Origin of the sequence: Psychrosphaera ytuae, assembly GCF_017638545.1 — a bacterium.
GTDB lineage: Bacteria > Pseudomonadota > Gammaproteobacteria > Enterobacterales > Alteromonadaceae > Psychrosphaera > Psychrosphaera ytuae.
In genome coordinates, this window is record NZ_CP072110.1 from 2,357,938 (window position 1) to 2,372,376 (window position 14,439).

The 14,439-nt window shown below is 42.3% G+C and carries 13 protein-coding genes; 12 read left to right on the forward strand and 1 reads right to left on the reverse strand.

Features of this window, described 5'->3' with window-relative positions:
- The first annotated feature begins 3 nt into the window (after positions 1-3).
- From J1N51_RS10520 to J1N51_RS10530, 3 genes are all read left to right on the forward strand, one after another.
- On the forward strand, positions 4-1,368 hold the full coding sequence (locus tag J1N51_RS10520; protein WP_208831120.1) for an MFS transporter: 1,365 nt from the start codon (positions 4-6) through the stop codon (positions 1,366-1,368).
- 21 nt (positions 1,369-1,389) lie between these two features.
- Complete coding sequence (gene ssb, locus J1N51_RS10525; protein WP_408635835.1) at positions 1,390-2,016, forward strand: single-stranded DNA-binding protein; 627 nt, start codon at positions 1,390-1,392, stop codon at positions 2,014-2,016.
- 176 nt (positions 2,017-2,192) lie between these two features.
- Positions 2,193-4,079 (forward strand): EAL domain-containing protein, encoded by a 1,887-nt coding sequence (locus J1N51_RS10530; RefSeq protein WP_208831122.1) that lies wholly within the window; start codon positions 2,193-2,195, stop codon positions 4,077-4,079.
- On the opposite strand, the gene J1N51_RS10535 is transcribed toward J1N51_RS10530, so the two are convergent.
- Positions 4,053-5,012, reverse strand: coding sequence for a 1-aminocyclopropane-1-carboxylate deaminase/D-cysteine desulfhydrase (locus J1N51_RS10535; RefSeq protein WP_208831124.1), 960 nt, complete (start codon positions 5,010-5,012; stop codon positions 4,053-4,055). The two genes, J1N51_RS10530 and J1N51_RS10535, sit on opposite strands and share 27 nt — an antisense overlap.
- 74 nt (positions 5,013-5,086) lie before the next feature.
- Here J1N51_RS10535 and J1N51_RS10540 point away from each other — a divergent pair, with 74 nt between their 5' ends.
- Genes J1N51_RS10540 through J1N51_RS10580 form a run of 9 tightly spaced genes read left to right on the forward strand, consistent with a single transcriptional unit; the run spans position 5,087 to position 14,439 of the window.
- Complete coding sequence (locus tag J1N51_RS10540) at positions 5,087-6,052, forward strand: type IV pilus biogenesis protein PilM (protein WP_208831126.1); 966 nt, start codon at positions 5,087-5,089, stop codon at positions 6,050-6,052.
- A complete protein-coding gene (locus J1N51_RS10545; protein WP_208831128.1) occupies positions 6,042-6,650 on the forward strand; it encodes a PilN domain-containing protein in 609 nt (202 codons plus the stop codon). Before J1N51_RS10540 ends, J1N51_RS10545 begins: the two co-directional genes overlap by 11 nt.
- Positions 6,643-7,371, forward strand: a complete 729-nt coding sequence (gene gspM, locus J1N51_RS10550) for a type II secretion system protein GspM (RefSeq protein ID WP_208831131.1) — start codon at positions 6,643-6,645, stop codon at positions 7,369-7,371. The genes J1N51_RS10545 and gspM overlap by 8 nt, the downstream gene beginning before the upstream one ends.
- Positions 7,372-7,426: 55 nt before the next feature.
- On the forward strand, positions 7,427-7,702 hold the full coding sequence (locus tag J1N51_RS10555) for a hypothetical protein (protein ID WP_208831133.1): 276 nt from the start codon (positions 7,427-7,429) through the stop codon (positions 7,700-7,702).
- Complete coding sequence (mshL, locus tag J1N51_RS10560) at positions 7,692-9,371, forward strand: pilus (MSHA type) biogenesis protein MshL (RefSeq protein WP_208831135.1); 1,680 nt, start codon at positions 7,692-7,694, stop codon at positions 9,369-9,371. The genes J1N51_RS10555 and mshL overlap by 11 nt, the downstream gene beginning before the upstream one ends.
- Before the next feature lie 5 nt (positions 9,372-9,376).
- Complete coding sequence (locus J1N51_RS10565; protein ID WP_208831138.1) at positions 9,377-10,300, forward strand: ExeA family protein; 924 nt, start codon at positions 9,377-9,379, stop codon at positions 10,298-10,300.
- Entirely contained in the window at positions 10,297-11,478 is a 1,182-nt protein-coding gene (locus J1N51_RS10570) for a tetratricopeptide repeat protein (protein ID WP_208831140.1), read from the forward strand. Before J1N51_RS10565 ends, J1N51_RS10570 begins: the two co-directional genes overlap by 4 nt.
- A gap of 2 nt (positions 11,479-11,480) precedes the next feature.
- Complete coding sequence (locus J1N51_RS10575) at positions 11,481-13,208, forward strand: GspE/PulE family protein (protein WP_208831143.1); 1,728 nt, start codon at positions 11,481-11,483, stop codon at positions 13,206-13,208.
- 13 nt (positions 13,209-13,221) lie between these two features.
- The gene (locus J1N51_RS10580; protein WP_208831145.1) at positions 13,222-14,439 is read left to right on the forward strand and encodes a type II secretion system F family protein; all 1,218 of its coding nucleotides are present in this window, start codon (positions 13,222-13,224) and stop codon (positions 14,437-14,439) included.

Genomic DNA, 14,439 nt, shown 5'->3' on the forward strand with positions numbered 1-14,439 from the left:
TTCATGCAGTCAGACAAACTTAATTCCCTTGAAAAACGCACTGCCGTATCACTTGCGTCGGTATTTGCGATCCGCATGCTGGGCCTGTTTATGCTAATGCCAATTATGGCAATTTACGGTCAGGACCTAGAAGGCGTTTCCCCATTGTGGATTGGTTTAGCCATTGGTGCTTACGGTTTAACTCAAGCTATGTTTCAAATCCCTATGGGTTGGTTATCAGACCGATATGGCCGTAAGCGTATCATCGTTGTCGGACTCATTATATTTGCTATAGGTAGTGTGGTCGCAGGGCTAGCAGAAGATGTGGTAACGGTGACCATTGGCCGTGCTATTCAAGGTATGGGTGCTATCGCAAGTGCAGTTTTGGCACTTGCTGCGGATGTTACTCGTGAAGAGCAAAGACCAAAAGTAATGGCGGTTATTGGTATGTGCATTGGACTGAGTTTTTCTGTTGCATTAGTACTAGGCCCGATGGTTGCTGAGAGTCATGGCTTGAGTGGGGTCTTTATGTTTACTGCGGTGATGGCGGTTGTCGGCATTCTAATCGTTTTGACTCTAGTTCCTAATTCTTATACCCGAGCAAAATCGAGTGAAGTTACAGCAAGCCCCAAACAAGTGGTATCCATGTTGTTTGACAACCAATTACTTAGACTTGATTTTGGGGTATTGGTGTTGCACTTAACGATGACGTCTATGTTTATCGCAGTCCCATTGCTTTTAACCAAAAATGGCGTGGGAATCTCTGAACACTGGAGTATATATTTACCTGTTCTTTTGTTGTCGTTCATCTTTATGGTGCCAATGATCATCATTGCGGCCAAAAAAGGCCAAGAAAAACTGTTCTTTCAAATCGGTATTTCAATGCTAGTGTTAGCCAGTGTTGTAATGGCAATGAATACAGATTTTTGGACGATTGTCGTCATGTTGTTCATATTTTTTATCGGTTTTAATTTCCTAGAGGCGAGTTTACCAGCGCATGTATCTCGACTTGCGCCTGCAGGTCAAAAAGGGACAGCAATGGGAGTCTATTCTAGCAGCCAGTTTTTAGGTGCTTTTTTAGGTGGTATCTCAGGCGGTTATATCGCAGAGTCTTTCGGCTTTAGTTATTTGTTTGCTAGCAATGCGGCGCTTGCGTTATTATGGATCGCATACGCATCGGGTATGGTATTGCCACAAAGCTCTAAGCGCGTTTCTATTCCCTACGAACCAGAAACTCAGACTGACACAGAGCGTTTAATCGAACAGATCAGTCAATGTGATGGCGTTGTTGAAGCAACAGTCGTAGAAGACGAATACCGAATTTACTTAAAAGTTGACAAACACGGTTACGACAGTGATGGTGTTAATCAAATAGTGACCCAAATTTAATTAGTTTGCAGGAGAAATATTATGGCTCGTGGAGTCAATAAAGTAATTTTAATTGGAACATTAGGTTCTGATCCAGAAGTCAGATACATGCCAAATGGCAACGCGGTAGCAAATATTAGCCTTGCGACTAACGAAAGCTGGAAAGATAAAAATACTGGCCAAATGCAAGAAAAAACAGAATGGCACCGTGTTGTTGTGTTTGGAAAACTTGCAGAGGTAGCTGGTGAGTACTTACGTAAAGGCTCACAAGTGTACTTTGAAGGTAAATTGCAAACGCGTAAATGGCAGGATCAATCTACAGGCCAAGACAAGTACACAACAGAAGTGGTTGTAGATTTTGGTGGTCAGATGCAAATGTTAGGTGGTCGCTCTGATAACATGGGTGCATCAAATAACAACCAATTCCAGAAACCAGCAAGCACTCCTGGTGGTTTTGCACAGCCTAACCAAGGCATGCAGAATCAAGCTCCGCAACAGGCTCCTCAACAAGCAGTGGCTCAACCAAATCAACCTTATCAGAGCCAACAGCCTCAAGGTGGATATCAAGCACAGCAAAATTCAGGCATGCAAAACTCAGGTATGCAAAATCAAGCACCGGCTCAAGCACCTGCACCGAGCATGGACTTTGACGACGATATTCCATTCTAACCTCGGCTTTTTTGCGTTAGAGAGAATTTAAAATAGCCCTTGTGACAAGGGCTTTTTTATATTCTGATTATGAGCAGAAGCTTGCCAGGTCAGACCACTGGGAAGGTTTTTGCAATTGAATCTGTTAATGCATCAACGTAAAGTGAAATTATAATAAGAACAATAAGTGTATGGACATGCAACTAACCAGAGTTTTGTATCAGGGGCTAATGCGATCGGCAGGTTACATTATGCTCAGCCTATTTGTGTTCGTTAATGTCTTAATGTTTTATGTTACCTCAGATGAACGGGCAGCCCAGATAAACGCTCAGCATGTATACATGCATACAATGCTTGAAGCTCACCATGTCAGTGCAACAGAAGAGCTAAAATACGATAACTTAACTCCTACACTTGCAAATCACAGTCACTTAAATTCAATGGTGATTGAACGACTAACACCAACGATTTTGGGTTGGGAAGTTGTCCATCAAAATGGTCGACACATTGCAGGTCAGCGTTATAGCGATAGCTGGAATCTCACCGAAACAGTATTTAGACACGATGGTTACAACGTAGTTGTATCCCATGAGTCACTATTGGTAAGCCATTTCATCGATTTTTTATATGCGAATGTTGCCCTGGCGTTTATCTGTCTTACGGCCATTGGTATGACCTACAGAAAGGTATTTCCACATTGGAAAATACTACTTCAACTTGAAATGTGGGCGGGGCGATACTCCCGAGACGAACGCTTTAAGTTTTTTATAAAAACCAGAGACTATCATTTAGTTAACACGATTCGAGAAATAAATAGCCAGCGGATATTGGCTCAGAAAGGTGGGCAGAAGATTGACCATTTTATTCGTAGCCAGGCCTTTTTGGATAAACTGACGGGGTTGGGCAACCGTCTGTACTTGGACAATCGACTCGAAGCCTTAATCCAATCTGAACAACAAGTTTTTGGTGCAATACTGCTGGTTCACTTTTCTTCTCTTGACGAACTTCGCGAGCGACAGGGCAAAAAGGCGACGGCCAGTTTAGTTAATGATTATAGCTCGCTGTTAAAACCATATTTGGATGACACGCAGCAGACGGTCGTGGCACGCATTAACTACAGTGAATTTGCGTTGTTATTACCTTTTTCTGATGAAGCAGAAATAGAGAAAGTAGCTAAAGCACTGATAGAAAAGTCGTCTAGATTTGAGCTACCTTTAGGGGTACAAGCAAGTCATTCATGTTACATAGGCGTCAAACAGTTTAGCCATACTGAATCGGCGTTTCATATTATGGCAGAAGCGGATTTGGCATTGCGAGCAGCGCAATTACAAGGTCCTTCTAGTTGGTTTATGTATGAAGCGGGTAAGTTACCTATATCAGGCGTTAAAGGGTCAGTACGTTGGCGAATTACCCTAGAAAACGCATTAGAAAAAGGTAATTTTTCACTGGCCATGGAGCCGATAAAGCGCCTTAATGGTGACATCGCCTCCTACCAATCCAATCTTATTTTAAAAGAGGCTGATGCCGTCATTTCCAGTAGTGTCTTTATGCCTATGGCGCGTAAGTGCGGATTGATACCTCAGCTGGATATGTTGTCCCTTGAGTTGGTTGTTGAAGAGCTAGCTAAACAAAAGTCCGTACCAGTTGGTGTTCGAATCCATATAGATAGCTGGTTAAACCGTGACTTTGATGTATGGTTGGTTCGCTTTTTGAAAAAACATGTGGGCTTAACTCAACGTATGATCTTTGAAGTTTCTGAATTTGAGCTGACTAATAATGTCAATTCAATCAAGAAGCTACTTAGCATTGTTAAACGCTATGGTGGCAAGGTGATGGTTGTGCAGGTTGGGTTTTATGTAATGGATTTGGGATACTTAAACAATGTCCCGGTGGACAGTTTGTTACTACACAAGAGTATTGGTAGTAATATTTTATCCCATAAAGAAAACCAAATGTTCATCCGTAGTCTCAATGGCGTTGCCTCTGCGCAAAAGCAGCAGGTATTTGCTGCAGGTATAGAAACAGTGAAACAAATCAACTTGTTAAAGCGTCTTGGTTTATCCGGGTACATGCGAATTAATTAACGGAAGCCAACGAGTGTCGGTAAGTCTGTTCATGTACTGCATACCTCGTAACCCTTGAAGCCCTCCTGTATGGATAGCGACGACAGGCTCTTCTTGATTAAGACCTAACCTCTCTCGTTGGTAACAAAGAGCGTAGAATAGTTTACCTGTATAGACAGGCTCGATAAGAACTCCAGTTTGTTGATAAAACTCTAAACAAAATGCTTCTAGAGTCTTATCAAACTTTCCATAACCGCCAAATAATGCGTCAGAATGAAGCCGAAGTTGGGAGTTATATTGGTCGTGTAGCCTATTTAATAGGTCTGTATCATTGACTACGTTAACACCGATAAAAGATTGTGACGGAAGTGCTTTTAGTAAGCCCTCTATAGTGCCACCAGAACCAACGGCAGTGGCGATTTTGATGTTCGGGTTTTGCGATGTATCGAGATACTGATGCAATTCATCCGCTAACTCTTTAAGGCCCGGTTCACTCTGGATGTTACTGCCTCCTTCGGGGACAAAAAAGTAATCGGGATAATCTTCTTTTAACTTAGATATAAATTGCGGGTCATGACGTAACTTATATTCAGCGCGGGTTAGCGGAACTAGTGTCATGCCGAGTTGTTTTGCTGCTTTAAGGGTTGGATTGGCTAAGTCTAATTTGTGGGTTCGAATAAAACCAACTGTCGGAGTATTAGTCTTGGCACCTGCGCAGGCCAACGCATAAATGTGATTTGAAAAGGAACCACCAAAAGAAGCAATACCCTTGTAGCCAAGGCGATGTGCCTCGACAAAGTTGTATTTCAACTTACGCCATTTATTCCCTGAAACGAATGGATCAATAAGGTCATCGCGTTTTATCAACAAAGGAATTTGCTGATTTGTTTCCGTTTTGTATTGAACTGCTATTATTTGTGTTGTGGTTGTTTTGTCAAAAAAAGCAATATTCATAAGGTTTTGCAGTTGAATTTAAGTGCTGTATCGAGATACATTAGACGATCAGAACGGAGTAATAAAAATAAAGAATGAAAACGTCTCTGCCAGCTTCATTATTAAAGATTTTCCAAAAGACAAATAATCGCGCTCAAGCGGGGATTGCTATCCTATCCGATAAAGTCCAATTGGTAAAACTCAGCCCTGCGGAAAAAGGGTATAAATGTCACTTTTTTACAGAAGTGGAATTGCCTGCTGAAGATCAACTTCCGCAAGTATTAGCGCGACTCATCCGTGAGCATGATCTTGCTGCTGCCAAAACAAATATTGTGATCCCGGCAAACCGAATCCAAAGTACCCAAATAGAGTCTTCAGAGTTACCCGAAGGGGATGTTCAAACAGCATTGCCTTGGAAGGTGAAAGAACTGATCAATATTCCACCTCAGGATATGGTGTGTGATTACATCGATATGCCTTTGCAACCTACTGGCCAAGGTGCGAAAACACAGGTGCTTGCAACCTCAAGAGGGTATCTAGAAGCCATCATAAATCCTTTTCATGAGGCCAATGCGGAAATCGGCGCAATTACTACCGAGCAGTTTGCGTATGCAAAGCTGCAAACGACCGAAGATGCCGCTCAGTTAGTCTTTATACAAAATAAAAAAGCGGATGCCGTATTACTCATCGTAAAGAATCAAGAAATTTGTTTTGCTCGCAAGATTAGAAACTCAGCAGTAATTCTTGAGATGACACCTGAGCAATTAGAAATGGGCGGGAGTGACAGTATCGCTATCGAAATTCAGCGCTCAATAGACTACTTTGAGAGTCAACTTAAACAGCCTCCTATCAAAAATGCACTGTTGTCTATGCTTGGTGATAATACCGAGACACTGATCACCGCATTAAATCAGGTATTACCGGTGAGAACTAAGCTAATTACGATCGACGATGTAGAAGTACCACCGGGCCTAGATATTCGATATATGGCGGCTCTTGGTGCGGCGGTCTATTTAGAGCCAAGAGTGACTTCAAAGCAGGAGGTGGTTAATGAAAACTAGCATTAACCTCTACGTTGAAGAGCTAAGACCTAAGAAGTACTACTTAACCCTAACCAATATTGCGTTAGTGACGTCAATTTTATTTGTTTCTATGTTGGTCTGGTTTGGGTCACTATTTTTAGAAAATCGAAGCCTTAATAACAAAATCGATATGGCTCAAGTCGAGCTCGAAAATACTCAAAATGAGCTCCAGGAATATCAAAAGTTACTTCTCGAACACAGTAATAAAGCGTCATTTATAAGTGAGAAAAATAAACTAGAACGTATCATCGAAGCTAAAAAATCACTGATTAAAATTGTTGATAGTCAGGCAGATCAGGATGCTGTTGATTACTATCAAGTTATGAAGGACCTTACCGAACATCACGACCACGATATTTGGTTAACGCATTTTAGATTTAACCAAAACGATGCCAGCTTTGCAGGTTATGCATTGCAATCAAAGGCAGTGACAAATTGGCTCAGCTATTTACAAGCAACGTCGTCGTTTAAAGGGCGCGAGTTTAGCGTGTTAGAAATCAATGAACACAACGAGCAGGTCGTCGGCTTTAAAACCGCAACGTCGATTAACGCTGTGGAGGTAGGTGCAGATGAGTAAATGGCAAGAGTTTAGCGAAAAGTTTATTGCATTGACTCAGAGAGAAAAAATCATCGTTGCGTTTACTTGTGTGTTTTTGGTGACATATGGTCTGTATTTCTTATTACTTGAGCCATCACTAAAACAGCAAAAAAACCTCAATAATCGTATTGTATCGGCAAATCAGCAGGTTTCAGATCTTCAGCAACAGATAAGTATTATTCAAGCAGCACTGCGAGAAGATCCAAACAAAGAAATCAAAGCACAAATTAGTCAGTTAAAAACAGCATTAAAAGACACTGATGGGCAGCTAGAAGCGGCGATGTCTCAATATGTTGCTCCAGAGGAGATGGCTCGCAAGTTAACTCAGTTGTTACAAACTGCACCGGGATTAAGGGTAACGAGTTTGGTTGTTCACAAACCGAGCCAATTAGACCCAAATGCAATAAACGATGCGGGAAACACCGACGAAACAGACAATAACATGGCTGATGAATCGGCTGAGATAATTCAGCAAGAGCCGGTAGGTCAGACTAAATTACCTATGTTATATCGCCATAAAATGACCCTTGCAGTAAAAGGCGGTTATTTCGATTTGATGAGTTTCGTCAAACGAGTATTGGAGAATAACAAACAGTTTACCGTAAACGATCTAGACTATGAGGTTGGTACTCATCCCGAGGCGACGCTGACTTTATCTTTAGTAACGATAAGTGATAATGAAAATGTTATTCGATTGTAGAAAGTTATCCGTGTACAAAAGAATTATTCGTGCTGTAGCAGTCGTGGCAATGTTTATGGCACCGTCAGCTTACGCCGATAAAATTCATGATCCTACATTGCCAAAAGTAAACTTAGAGCCGGTAGAGCAGAGCGCCGAGTCGGAGCAAACCGATGAGTTATCTCTGCAGGGAGTTGTAAATAAACGTGGTATTCAAATGGCGTTTATTTCGGGTGAATTAGTAAAAGTTGGCGATAGTGTTCGCGAGTTTAAAGTAAGTAAAATAAATAATAATAATGTGGTTCTGCTTAAGTCGGGCTCTCAAAAAAGATTGTATGTATATGAAAAATAAATTGAACCAACTCAAACCATTCGCATTGTCAGCCCTAGTTACCTCGTTGTTGGCTGGCTGTAGTTTAACTTCTTCGCCCAATAAATCAGAAGAGGTCCACAGCGTTTTTAACGAGCCTGCTCAGCCACAACAAAGCTCAGAATTGGTTGTGCCGGATTCAGTGAATGCCGATTTAATGATGCCCGCTTCTAGCTCAATTGATGTTGCTGCACTAGAAGATCGCTTTAATGTGTCAGCAAACAATGTACCTGTGAAGCCATTTTTACAAGGTCTAGTAACAGATTCACCATACAGCGTGGCATTTCATCCAAATGTTGATGCCAATATCAGCCTTGATCTTAAAGACGTTACTATCCAAGAGGTAGTGGATTTATTATCTAGCCTGTACCCGTTAGACATTCAGTTTAGAGGCAAGGTCATTCAGGTTTATCCTGCGACCATCAAAACAGAAACAATTGCAATTAATTACCTTATGTTAAAGCGCTTTGGCATGACGAGCACCAATATCAACTCAGGTGGTATCGTTAACCAAAATGAGCAGTCAGGCGGGTTAGGAAACGGCAACAATAGGAATAACTTCCAGCAGGGCGGTTTTGGAAATCAAGGCAGTAGTCTTGGTGGAAACAACATGATGGGAATGTCTCAAGGTAATGGTTCTAACATTCAGACGAGTTCTGAAAGCGACTTTTGGACCGAACTAGAAGACACTCTAAAAATGATCATGCGCTCTACTGATGAATCAGATGCAAAAGTAGTCGTAAGTCCGCAGTCTGGATTGATCACAGTTCGAGGTTTAACGTCAGATATTCAAGCCGTAAAAGACTTTATCAAGCGCTCTGAACAAAACTTGTCTCGCCAAGTTATTTTAGAGGCCAAAATTGTTGAAGTAGCATTAAACGACGATTACCAACAAGGCATTAACTGGACCAACGTTCTAGCGAATAGTGGCTCTACGAATATCACATTTAATACGTCGGCAGGTACTTTTGGTAATGACTTAAGCGCTACATTGGGTGGCTTAACAAGTTTGAGTTTCGCCAATGCTGATTTTAGTGGCGTGGTTAACTTGCTTCAAACTCAAGGTAACGTTCAAGTTCTGTCGTCGCCTCGAGTAACGGCAACAAATAACCAGAAAGCGGTTATTAAAGTTGGTGAAGATGAATACTTTGTCACAGACGTTTCTAATACAACGGTAACAGGAACGGCCACTTCGACAACGCCTGAAATTAATTTGGAGCCATTCTTCTCAGGTATTGCGTTAGATGTGACCCCTCAGATCAGCGAGCAAGGCGAAGTGATTTTGCACGTTCATCCTTCAGTAACAGAAATTGATGAACAACAAAAAGTCGTTACGCTGAATGAAGAACAATACATTTTACCACTTGCACAAAGTAACATTCGTGAGTCGGATACTGTTATCAAAGCAAAAAGCGGCGAAATTGTGGTTATTGGTGGCTTGATGCAAACAATGACGACTAATGGTGAGTCGAGAGTTCCTTACTTAGGTGCAATCCCTGTTCTTGGTAATTTATTCAAAACCAAACAAGATACACAGCGCAAAAAAGAGTTGGTTATTTTACTCAAGCCGACTGTTGTCGGTACTGGCACGTGGCAAGAACAGATGAAACGAAGTGCCGATATATTAAAGCGTTGGTACGGTGATCAATAACAGCCATGTACTTGTATCACTTTGGGTTTAAAGAGCTTCCTTTTTCTTTAACACCCAATACGCATTTTTATTTGCCATCGCCCAGTCATGCTGAGGCGATGCAAGTATTGCTAACTGCGTTGAAGACAGGTGAAGGCTTTATTAAAGTTACTGGTGAAGTTGGTACAGGAAAAACCCTTCTTTGCCGTAAATTGCTGAACGAGATACCTGACGCATTCGAGGTAGCCTATATCCCCAACCCAGCTTTGTCCCCGGAGGAAATGCGTTATGCATTAGCCAGTGAGCTCGGAATTAAAGGGTTAGCAAGAATTAATCAGCAACAGCTGAGTCAAAAAATTCAGATGAAGCTGGTGGAGTTAAATCAACAAGGCAAAGGTGTTGTGCTAATTGTTGACGAAGCACAAACGATTCCTTGGGAGAGCTTTGAGGCTTTACGATTATTCACTAACTTGGAAACGGAGTCTCGGAAATTGGTCCAGGTCGTGTTGTTTGGCCAACCTGAACTTGACGCAATGTTGGCGTCACATCGTCTGCGTCAATTGCGACAAAGGATCACTTTTTCCTATAAGTTAAGAGGTCTTAGCAAAGAAGAAGTGGCTCAATACGTTCATCATCGAGTCGCGATGGCTGGGCACCAACAAGCAGGCTTATTTGACCAAGGCGCTATCGCTCTTTTACACAAATACAGTAAAGGGGTGCCGAGATTGGTCAATGTACTAAGTCATAAAGCGTTAATGTTGGTGTATGGCGAAGGGGGTACTCAAGTTCAGAAGTCACATGTTCGTTATGCTGCAAAGGACACAGACTCTGTTGAGATGACACGACAAGTTTCATTACCACTTAATTTAGTGATTGGTGCGTGTGTACTGACAACTGCTGTTTTGGGCTTTTTTATAAGCTGGCCTTATATTACGGAGTATTTGAAATGAGTGTCATCAACAAAATGTTAAAGGACTTGGACCAGCGTCAAGAAGGTCAGGACACATCACCAATAGAAAACCATGCAGCTACACCAAATGCAGGGACTCAATTGTCTTCTAATAAGGCAAGTTCTACCGCAATAACACTGGTTCTCATCATAATTGCAGTGTTACTGGCATTTATTGGCTACCAAATGTTGTTGAACAACAAGGGTCGTGTGGCTGACAGCACCAACCAAGTTACTCCAGCCTTGATGACTGCGGCTAGTGAGCCGACACAAATAAACAACGAATTAGCGGAACCTGCACAAAGTGTCGATCCAGATCCCGCCGCAGAACTAGAACAACCTCCTGCCCCCGAAACAGAATTAGTTGCCGAGACGACACCAGACTTGCCGGTTCAAAATGAAGAGCCTGAAGAAGTCACTACAGAACTAGTTGTGGAAGAGGAAGACCAAACAGCACCCCAGCTCGAGGTTGAACCACAAGAGTCTTCAACGTCACAAACTGAACAATTTGTTTCTACAGCTACACCAAGTAGCCAAGAGCCAGTTAGAGTAACCGAAAAAGCGGCAGAAGAACCTACTTTTGTCATCGAAAAAACCTCTACTAAACTCACCCCTGAAGAGCGAGTTGAGCGGCTGTTAAATAAAGCTAAGAGCGCCTACGAAAAAGGCTATATTACTGAAGCAATTGAAGATTTGACCAAAGTGTTATCTATTTCTGATGGCCATATTGAAGCGCGAACACTCCTTGCTGGTGCTTGGTATGGACGGGGCGAAGGAAATAGAGCTATTGCTATCTTAAATGATGGGCTACAACGTTACCCATTGATTGAAGAGTGGCGTACAACCGCCGCTAAGATCTTTTTCAAAGAAAATAGACTGGAAGGCGCATTTTCTTATCTCAATGTGGAGTTAACGGGTGCAAGTAAGGAGTTTTATACTCTCAAAGGTAATCTAGCTCGTCAGCTAAAACAATTTTCAGCGGCCGAATTAGCCTACAGTAAATTAACCGAATTAGAGCCGTTTGTTGGCAATTGGTGGTTGGGATTGGCAATTGCCCAAGACAGCCAAGCAAAATCTCAACAAGCGTTAGCAAGTTATATTAAAGTTGTTGAAACAGGTGGCGTGTCAGCACAGTCACTTAGTTTTGCTCAACAGCGCATAGAGAAATTAAAAGGGTAGCCATGGCAGCTCCAAAACTCAAAAAACGACTGGGTGATTTGCTGGTCGATGAAGATATCATCTCCGAAGAGGAGTTGATGAGCGCATTGTCGGCGCAAAAAGAATCAGGCCGTAAATTAGGCTCGGTTTTAATTGATTCGGGAATTATTACCGAAGAGCAACTGCTTCGATTTTTGGCACAGCAGTTAAATTTACGCTTTATAAATATATCTAACCTACAGCTAAACCAAAAACTTGCCAGTGAGCTATCAGAGGTACATGCAAGGCGCTTACGTGCGCTGGTACTAGAAAGCGATCAGGATTCTGTCACTATTGGTATGTCAGACCCTGCAGACTTGTCTGCCATAGAGCAACTGTCTAACTTGTTTGGCTCAAAGAATATTGAAATTGTCGCAGTTCGCGAAAGCCAAATGCTGACCGCTTTTGACCAATTATATCGCCGTACTAAAGAAATTGAGGCATTTGCTCACCAACTTCAAGCAGAATACGAAGAGAGCGCTGATTTTGACTTTGCGACGATTGAGGGTGACGGCGATGGTGATACAGTTGTTGCTAAGTTACTTCGTTCACTTTTTGAGGATGCAGTGCAAGTTAGAGCGTCGGATATTCACATCGAACCTGACAAAACCAACCTTCGAATTCGAACTCGCGTCGATGGCGTGTTGCAAGAAAGTATTTTGAATGAAGTAAAAATCGCCCCTGCGTTAGTTTTGCGTTTAAAGCTGATGGCAGGTCTAGATATCTCTGAGAAGCGTTTACCACAGGATGGCCGTTTTCATATCAAAGTGAAAGGTCACGAAATTGATATTCGTATTTCGACTATGCCAATTCAACACGGTGAGTCGGTGGTTATGCGTTTACTCGATCAGTCTGCTGGCTTATTGAGCTTAGAAGCAACCGGTATGCCGCCGCATATTCTAATGAAAGTACGAAAGTTGGTTAAAAGTCCAAATGGTATGTTTTTGGTTACGGGACCAACCGGTTCTGGTAAAACAACGACCTTGTATGGTTGCTTGAGTGAGCTGAACACACCTGAAAGTAAAATTATTACGGTTGAAGATCCTGTTGAATATCAATTGCCGAGGATCAACCAGGTTCAAATCAATACAAAAATCGATTTGTCGTTTTCTTCCGTATTGAGAACAGCACTTCGTCAAGACCCGGACGTCATCATGGTTGGTGAGATTCGTGACCAAGAAACCGCAGAAATTGGTTTGCGAGCGGCCCTGACTGGTCACATGGTTTTGTCTACACTTCATACCAATGATGCAGTTTCAACAGCATTGCGTTTGATTGATATGGGGGCGGCACCATACCTAGTGGCAAGCTCATTGCGAGCGGTGTTAGCACAGCGATTAGTAAGACGTGTGTGTGGGGTATGTTCGACTGAATATAAGCCAAACCAACAAGAAATGACTTGGATTTCGAATATCGCAGGACGTGATATGAGCAGTGCTAGCTTCAGTCATGGCTCTGGTTGTCAAAACTGTAATAATACAGGTTATAAAGGCCGTGCGGGTGTTTATGAGCTGTTAGAAATGACCAACGAGAGTTTGATCACTGCGCTTCGAAATGGCGATACTGAAGGATTTTCTGCAGCGGCCAAGGCACTACCTGATTACAAAACATTAGGCCAAGCCGCTTTAGAGTATGCAGAGCAAGGAATAACGTCAGTAAAAGAAGTATTGCGTATTGCCGAGGTAGTAGCCGATACTGCTACTTATGAGTAACGAGAGTTAATTTATGCCGTTTTTTCTATATCAAGCAAAAGACATCAAAGGAAACGTAGTTAAAGGACAAGTCGAAGCGGCCAACGAAAATGCGGCTGCGGACATTCTGTTGGCACGTCAGGAGTTTCCTACGAGTATTTCGCTTACTCAAGAAGCGGACGCCAAAGGCGATATTTTTGAGAACTTATTTGAGAGAGTGACGACCCAGAATTTAGTTGTATTTTCTCGTCAGATGTATTCTCTTACCAAAGCGGGTATTCCTATGATACGCGCTATTTTAGGTCTAGCAGATAGCTCGACTAATAAGCCCCTCAAACGCACACTTGAAGATGTTGCAGCGCAATTAGAGCGTGGGCGTTCGTTGTCTGCTGCGATGTCGAGTCATTCAAAGATATTCCCTAAATTGGCGATCAGTATTGTTCACGTAGGTGAAAATACAGGTCGATTAGAAGATGCCTTTTTACAACTAGCAGAATACTTTGAGCGCGACGAAGAGACGAGAAAGCGAGTAAAATCGGCAATGCGTTATCCGACAACAGTTTTAATAGTTATTGTCATTGCGATGTTCGTATTGAATCTGATGGTGATCCCAACTTTTGCCAACATGTTTGCAAAGCTAGGTTCTGATTTACCATTGGCCACTCAAATACTCATCGGCACCTCAAATTTCTTTGTGAATTATTGGCAATGGATGCTCATAGGTATAGTTATTGCCGTTGTCACTTTTAAACATTGGTCCAATACAGAATCAGGCAAATTGTCCTGGGATAAGCTTAAACTCAAAATCCCATTTGTTGGTTCGATTATAGAGCGAAGCTTGTTAGGTCGATACGCCAGAAGCTTTTCGATGATTTTGGAGTCCGGTGTACCAATGACCTCAGGCTTGACACTTGTTGCGGACGCTGTCGATAACTCATACATGGAAAAACAAATTAAAGACATGCGACGCAATATCGAAAAAGGCGATTCATTACTGCGTGTTTCGGTGACTAGCCAACTGTTTTCGCCTTTAGTTTTGCAAATGGTTGCAGTCGGTGAAGAAACCGGCCGTGTCGATGAGTTACTTAAAGAAGTCGCCGATTATTACGAGCGCGAGGTGGACTTTGATTTAAAGAGTTTAACCGCAAAAATAGAACCGGTATTAATTGGCTTTGTTGCCGTTATGGTCGGTGGTTTGGCATTGGGTATCTTTACGCCAATGTGGGACATGATGTCGGCATTTAAAGGCTAA

What these genes read in the sequence shown, in the direction of transcription:
- J1N51_RS10520 (WP_208831120.1), top strand. Translation starts at nt 4, where the DNA reads ATGCAGTCAGACAAACTTAATTCCCTTGAAAAACGCACTGCCGTATCA.
- ssb (WP_408635835.1), top strand. Translation starts at nt 1,390, where the DNA reads ATGGCTCGTGGAGTCAATAAAGTAATTTTAATTGGAACATTAGGTTCT.
- J1N51_RS10530 (WP_208831122.1), top strand. Translation starts at nt 2,193, where the DNA reads ATGCAACTAACCAGAGTTTTGTATCAGGGGCTAATGCGATCGGCAGGT.
- J1N51_RS10535 (WP_208831124.1), bottom strand. Translation starts at nt 5,012, where the DNA reads ATGAATATTGCTTTTTTTGACAAAACAACCACAACACAAATAATAGCA.
- J1N51_RS10540 (WP_208831126.1), top strand. Translation starts at nt 5,087, where the DNA reads ATGAAAACGTCTCTGCCAGCTTCATTATTAAAGATTTTCCAAAAGACA.
- J1N51_RS10545 (WP_208831128.1), top strand. Translation starts at nt 6,042, where the DNA reads ATGAAAACTAGCATTAACCTCTACGTTGAAGAGCTAAGACCTAAGAAG.
- gspM (WP_208831131.1), top strand. Translation starts at nt 6,643, where the DNA reads ATGAGTAAATGGCAAGAGTTTAGCGAAAAGTTTATTGCATTGACTCAG.
- J1N51_RS10555 (WP_208831133.1), top strand. Translation starts at nt 7,427, where the DNA reads ATGGCACCGTCAGCTTACGCCGATAAAATTCATGATCCTACATTGCCA.
- mshL (WP_208831135.1), top strand. Translation starts at nt 7,692, where the DNA reads ATGAAAAATAAATTGAACCAACTCAAACCATTCGCATTGTCAGCCCTA.
- J1N51_RS10565 (WP_208831138.1), top strand. Translation starts at nt 9,377, where the DNA reads ATGTACTTGTATCACTTTGGGTTTAAAGAGCTTCCTTTTTCTTTAACA.
- J1N51_RS10570 (WP_208831140.1), top strand. Translation starts at nt 10,297, where the DNA reads ATGAGTGTCATCAACAAAATGTTAAAGGACTTGGACCAGCGTCAAGAA.
- J1N51_RS10575 (WP_208831143.1), top strand. Translation starts at nt 11,481, where the DNA reads ATGGCAGCTCCAAAACTCAAAAAACGACTGGGTGATTTGCTGGTCGAT.
- J1N51_RS10580 (WP_208831145.1), top strand. Translation starts at nt 13,222, where the DNA reads ATGCCGTTTTTTCTATATCAAGCAAAAGACATCAAAGGAAACGTAGTT.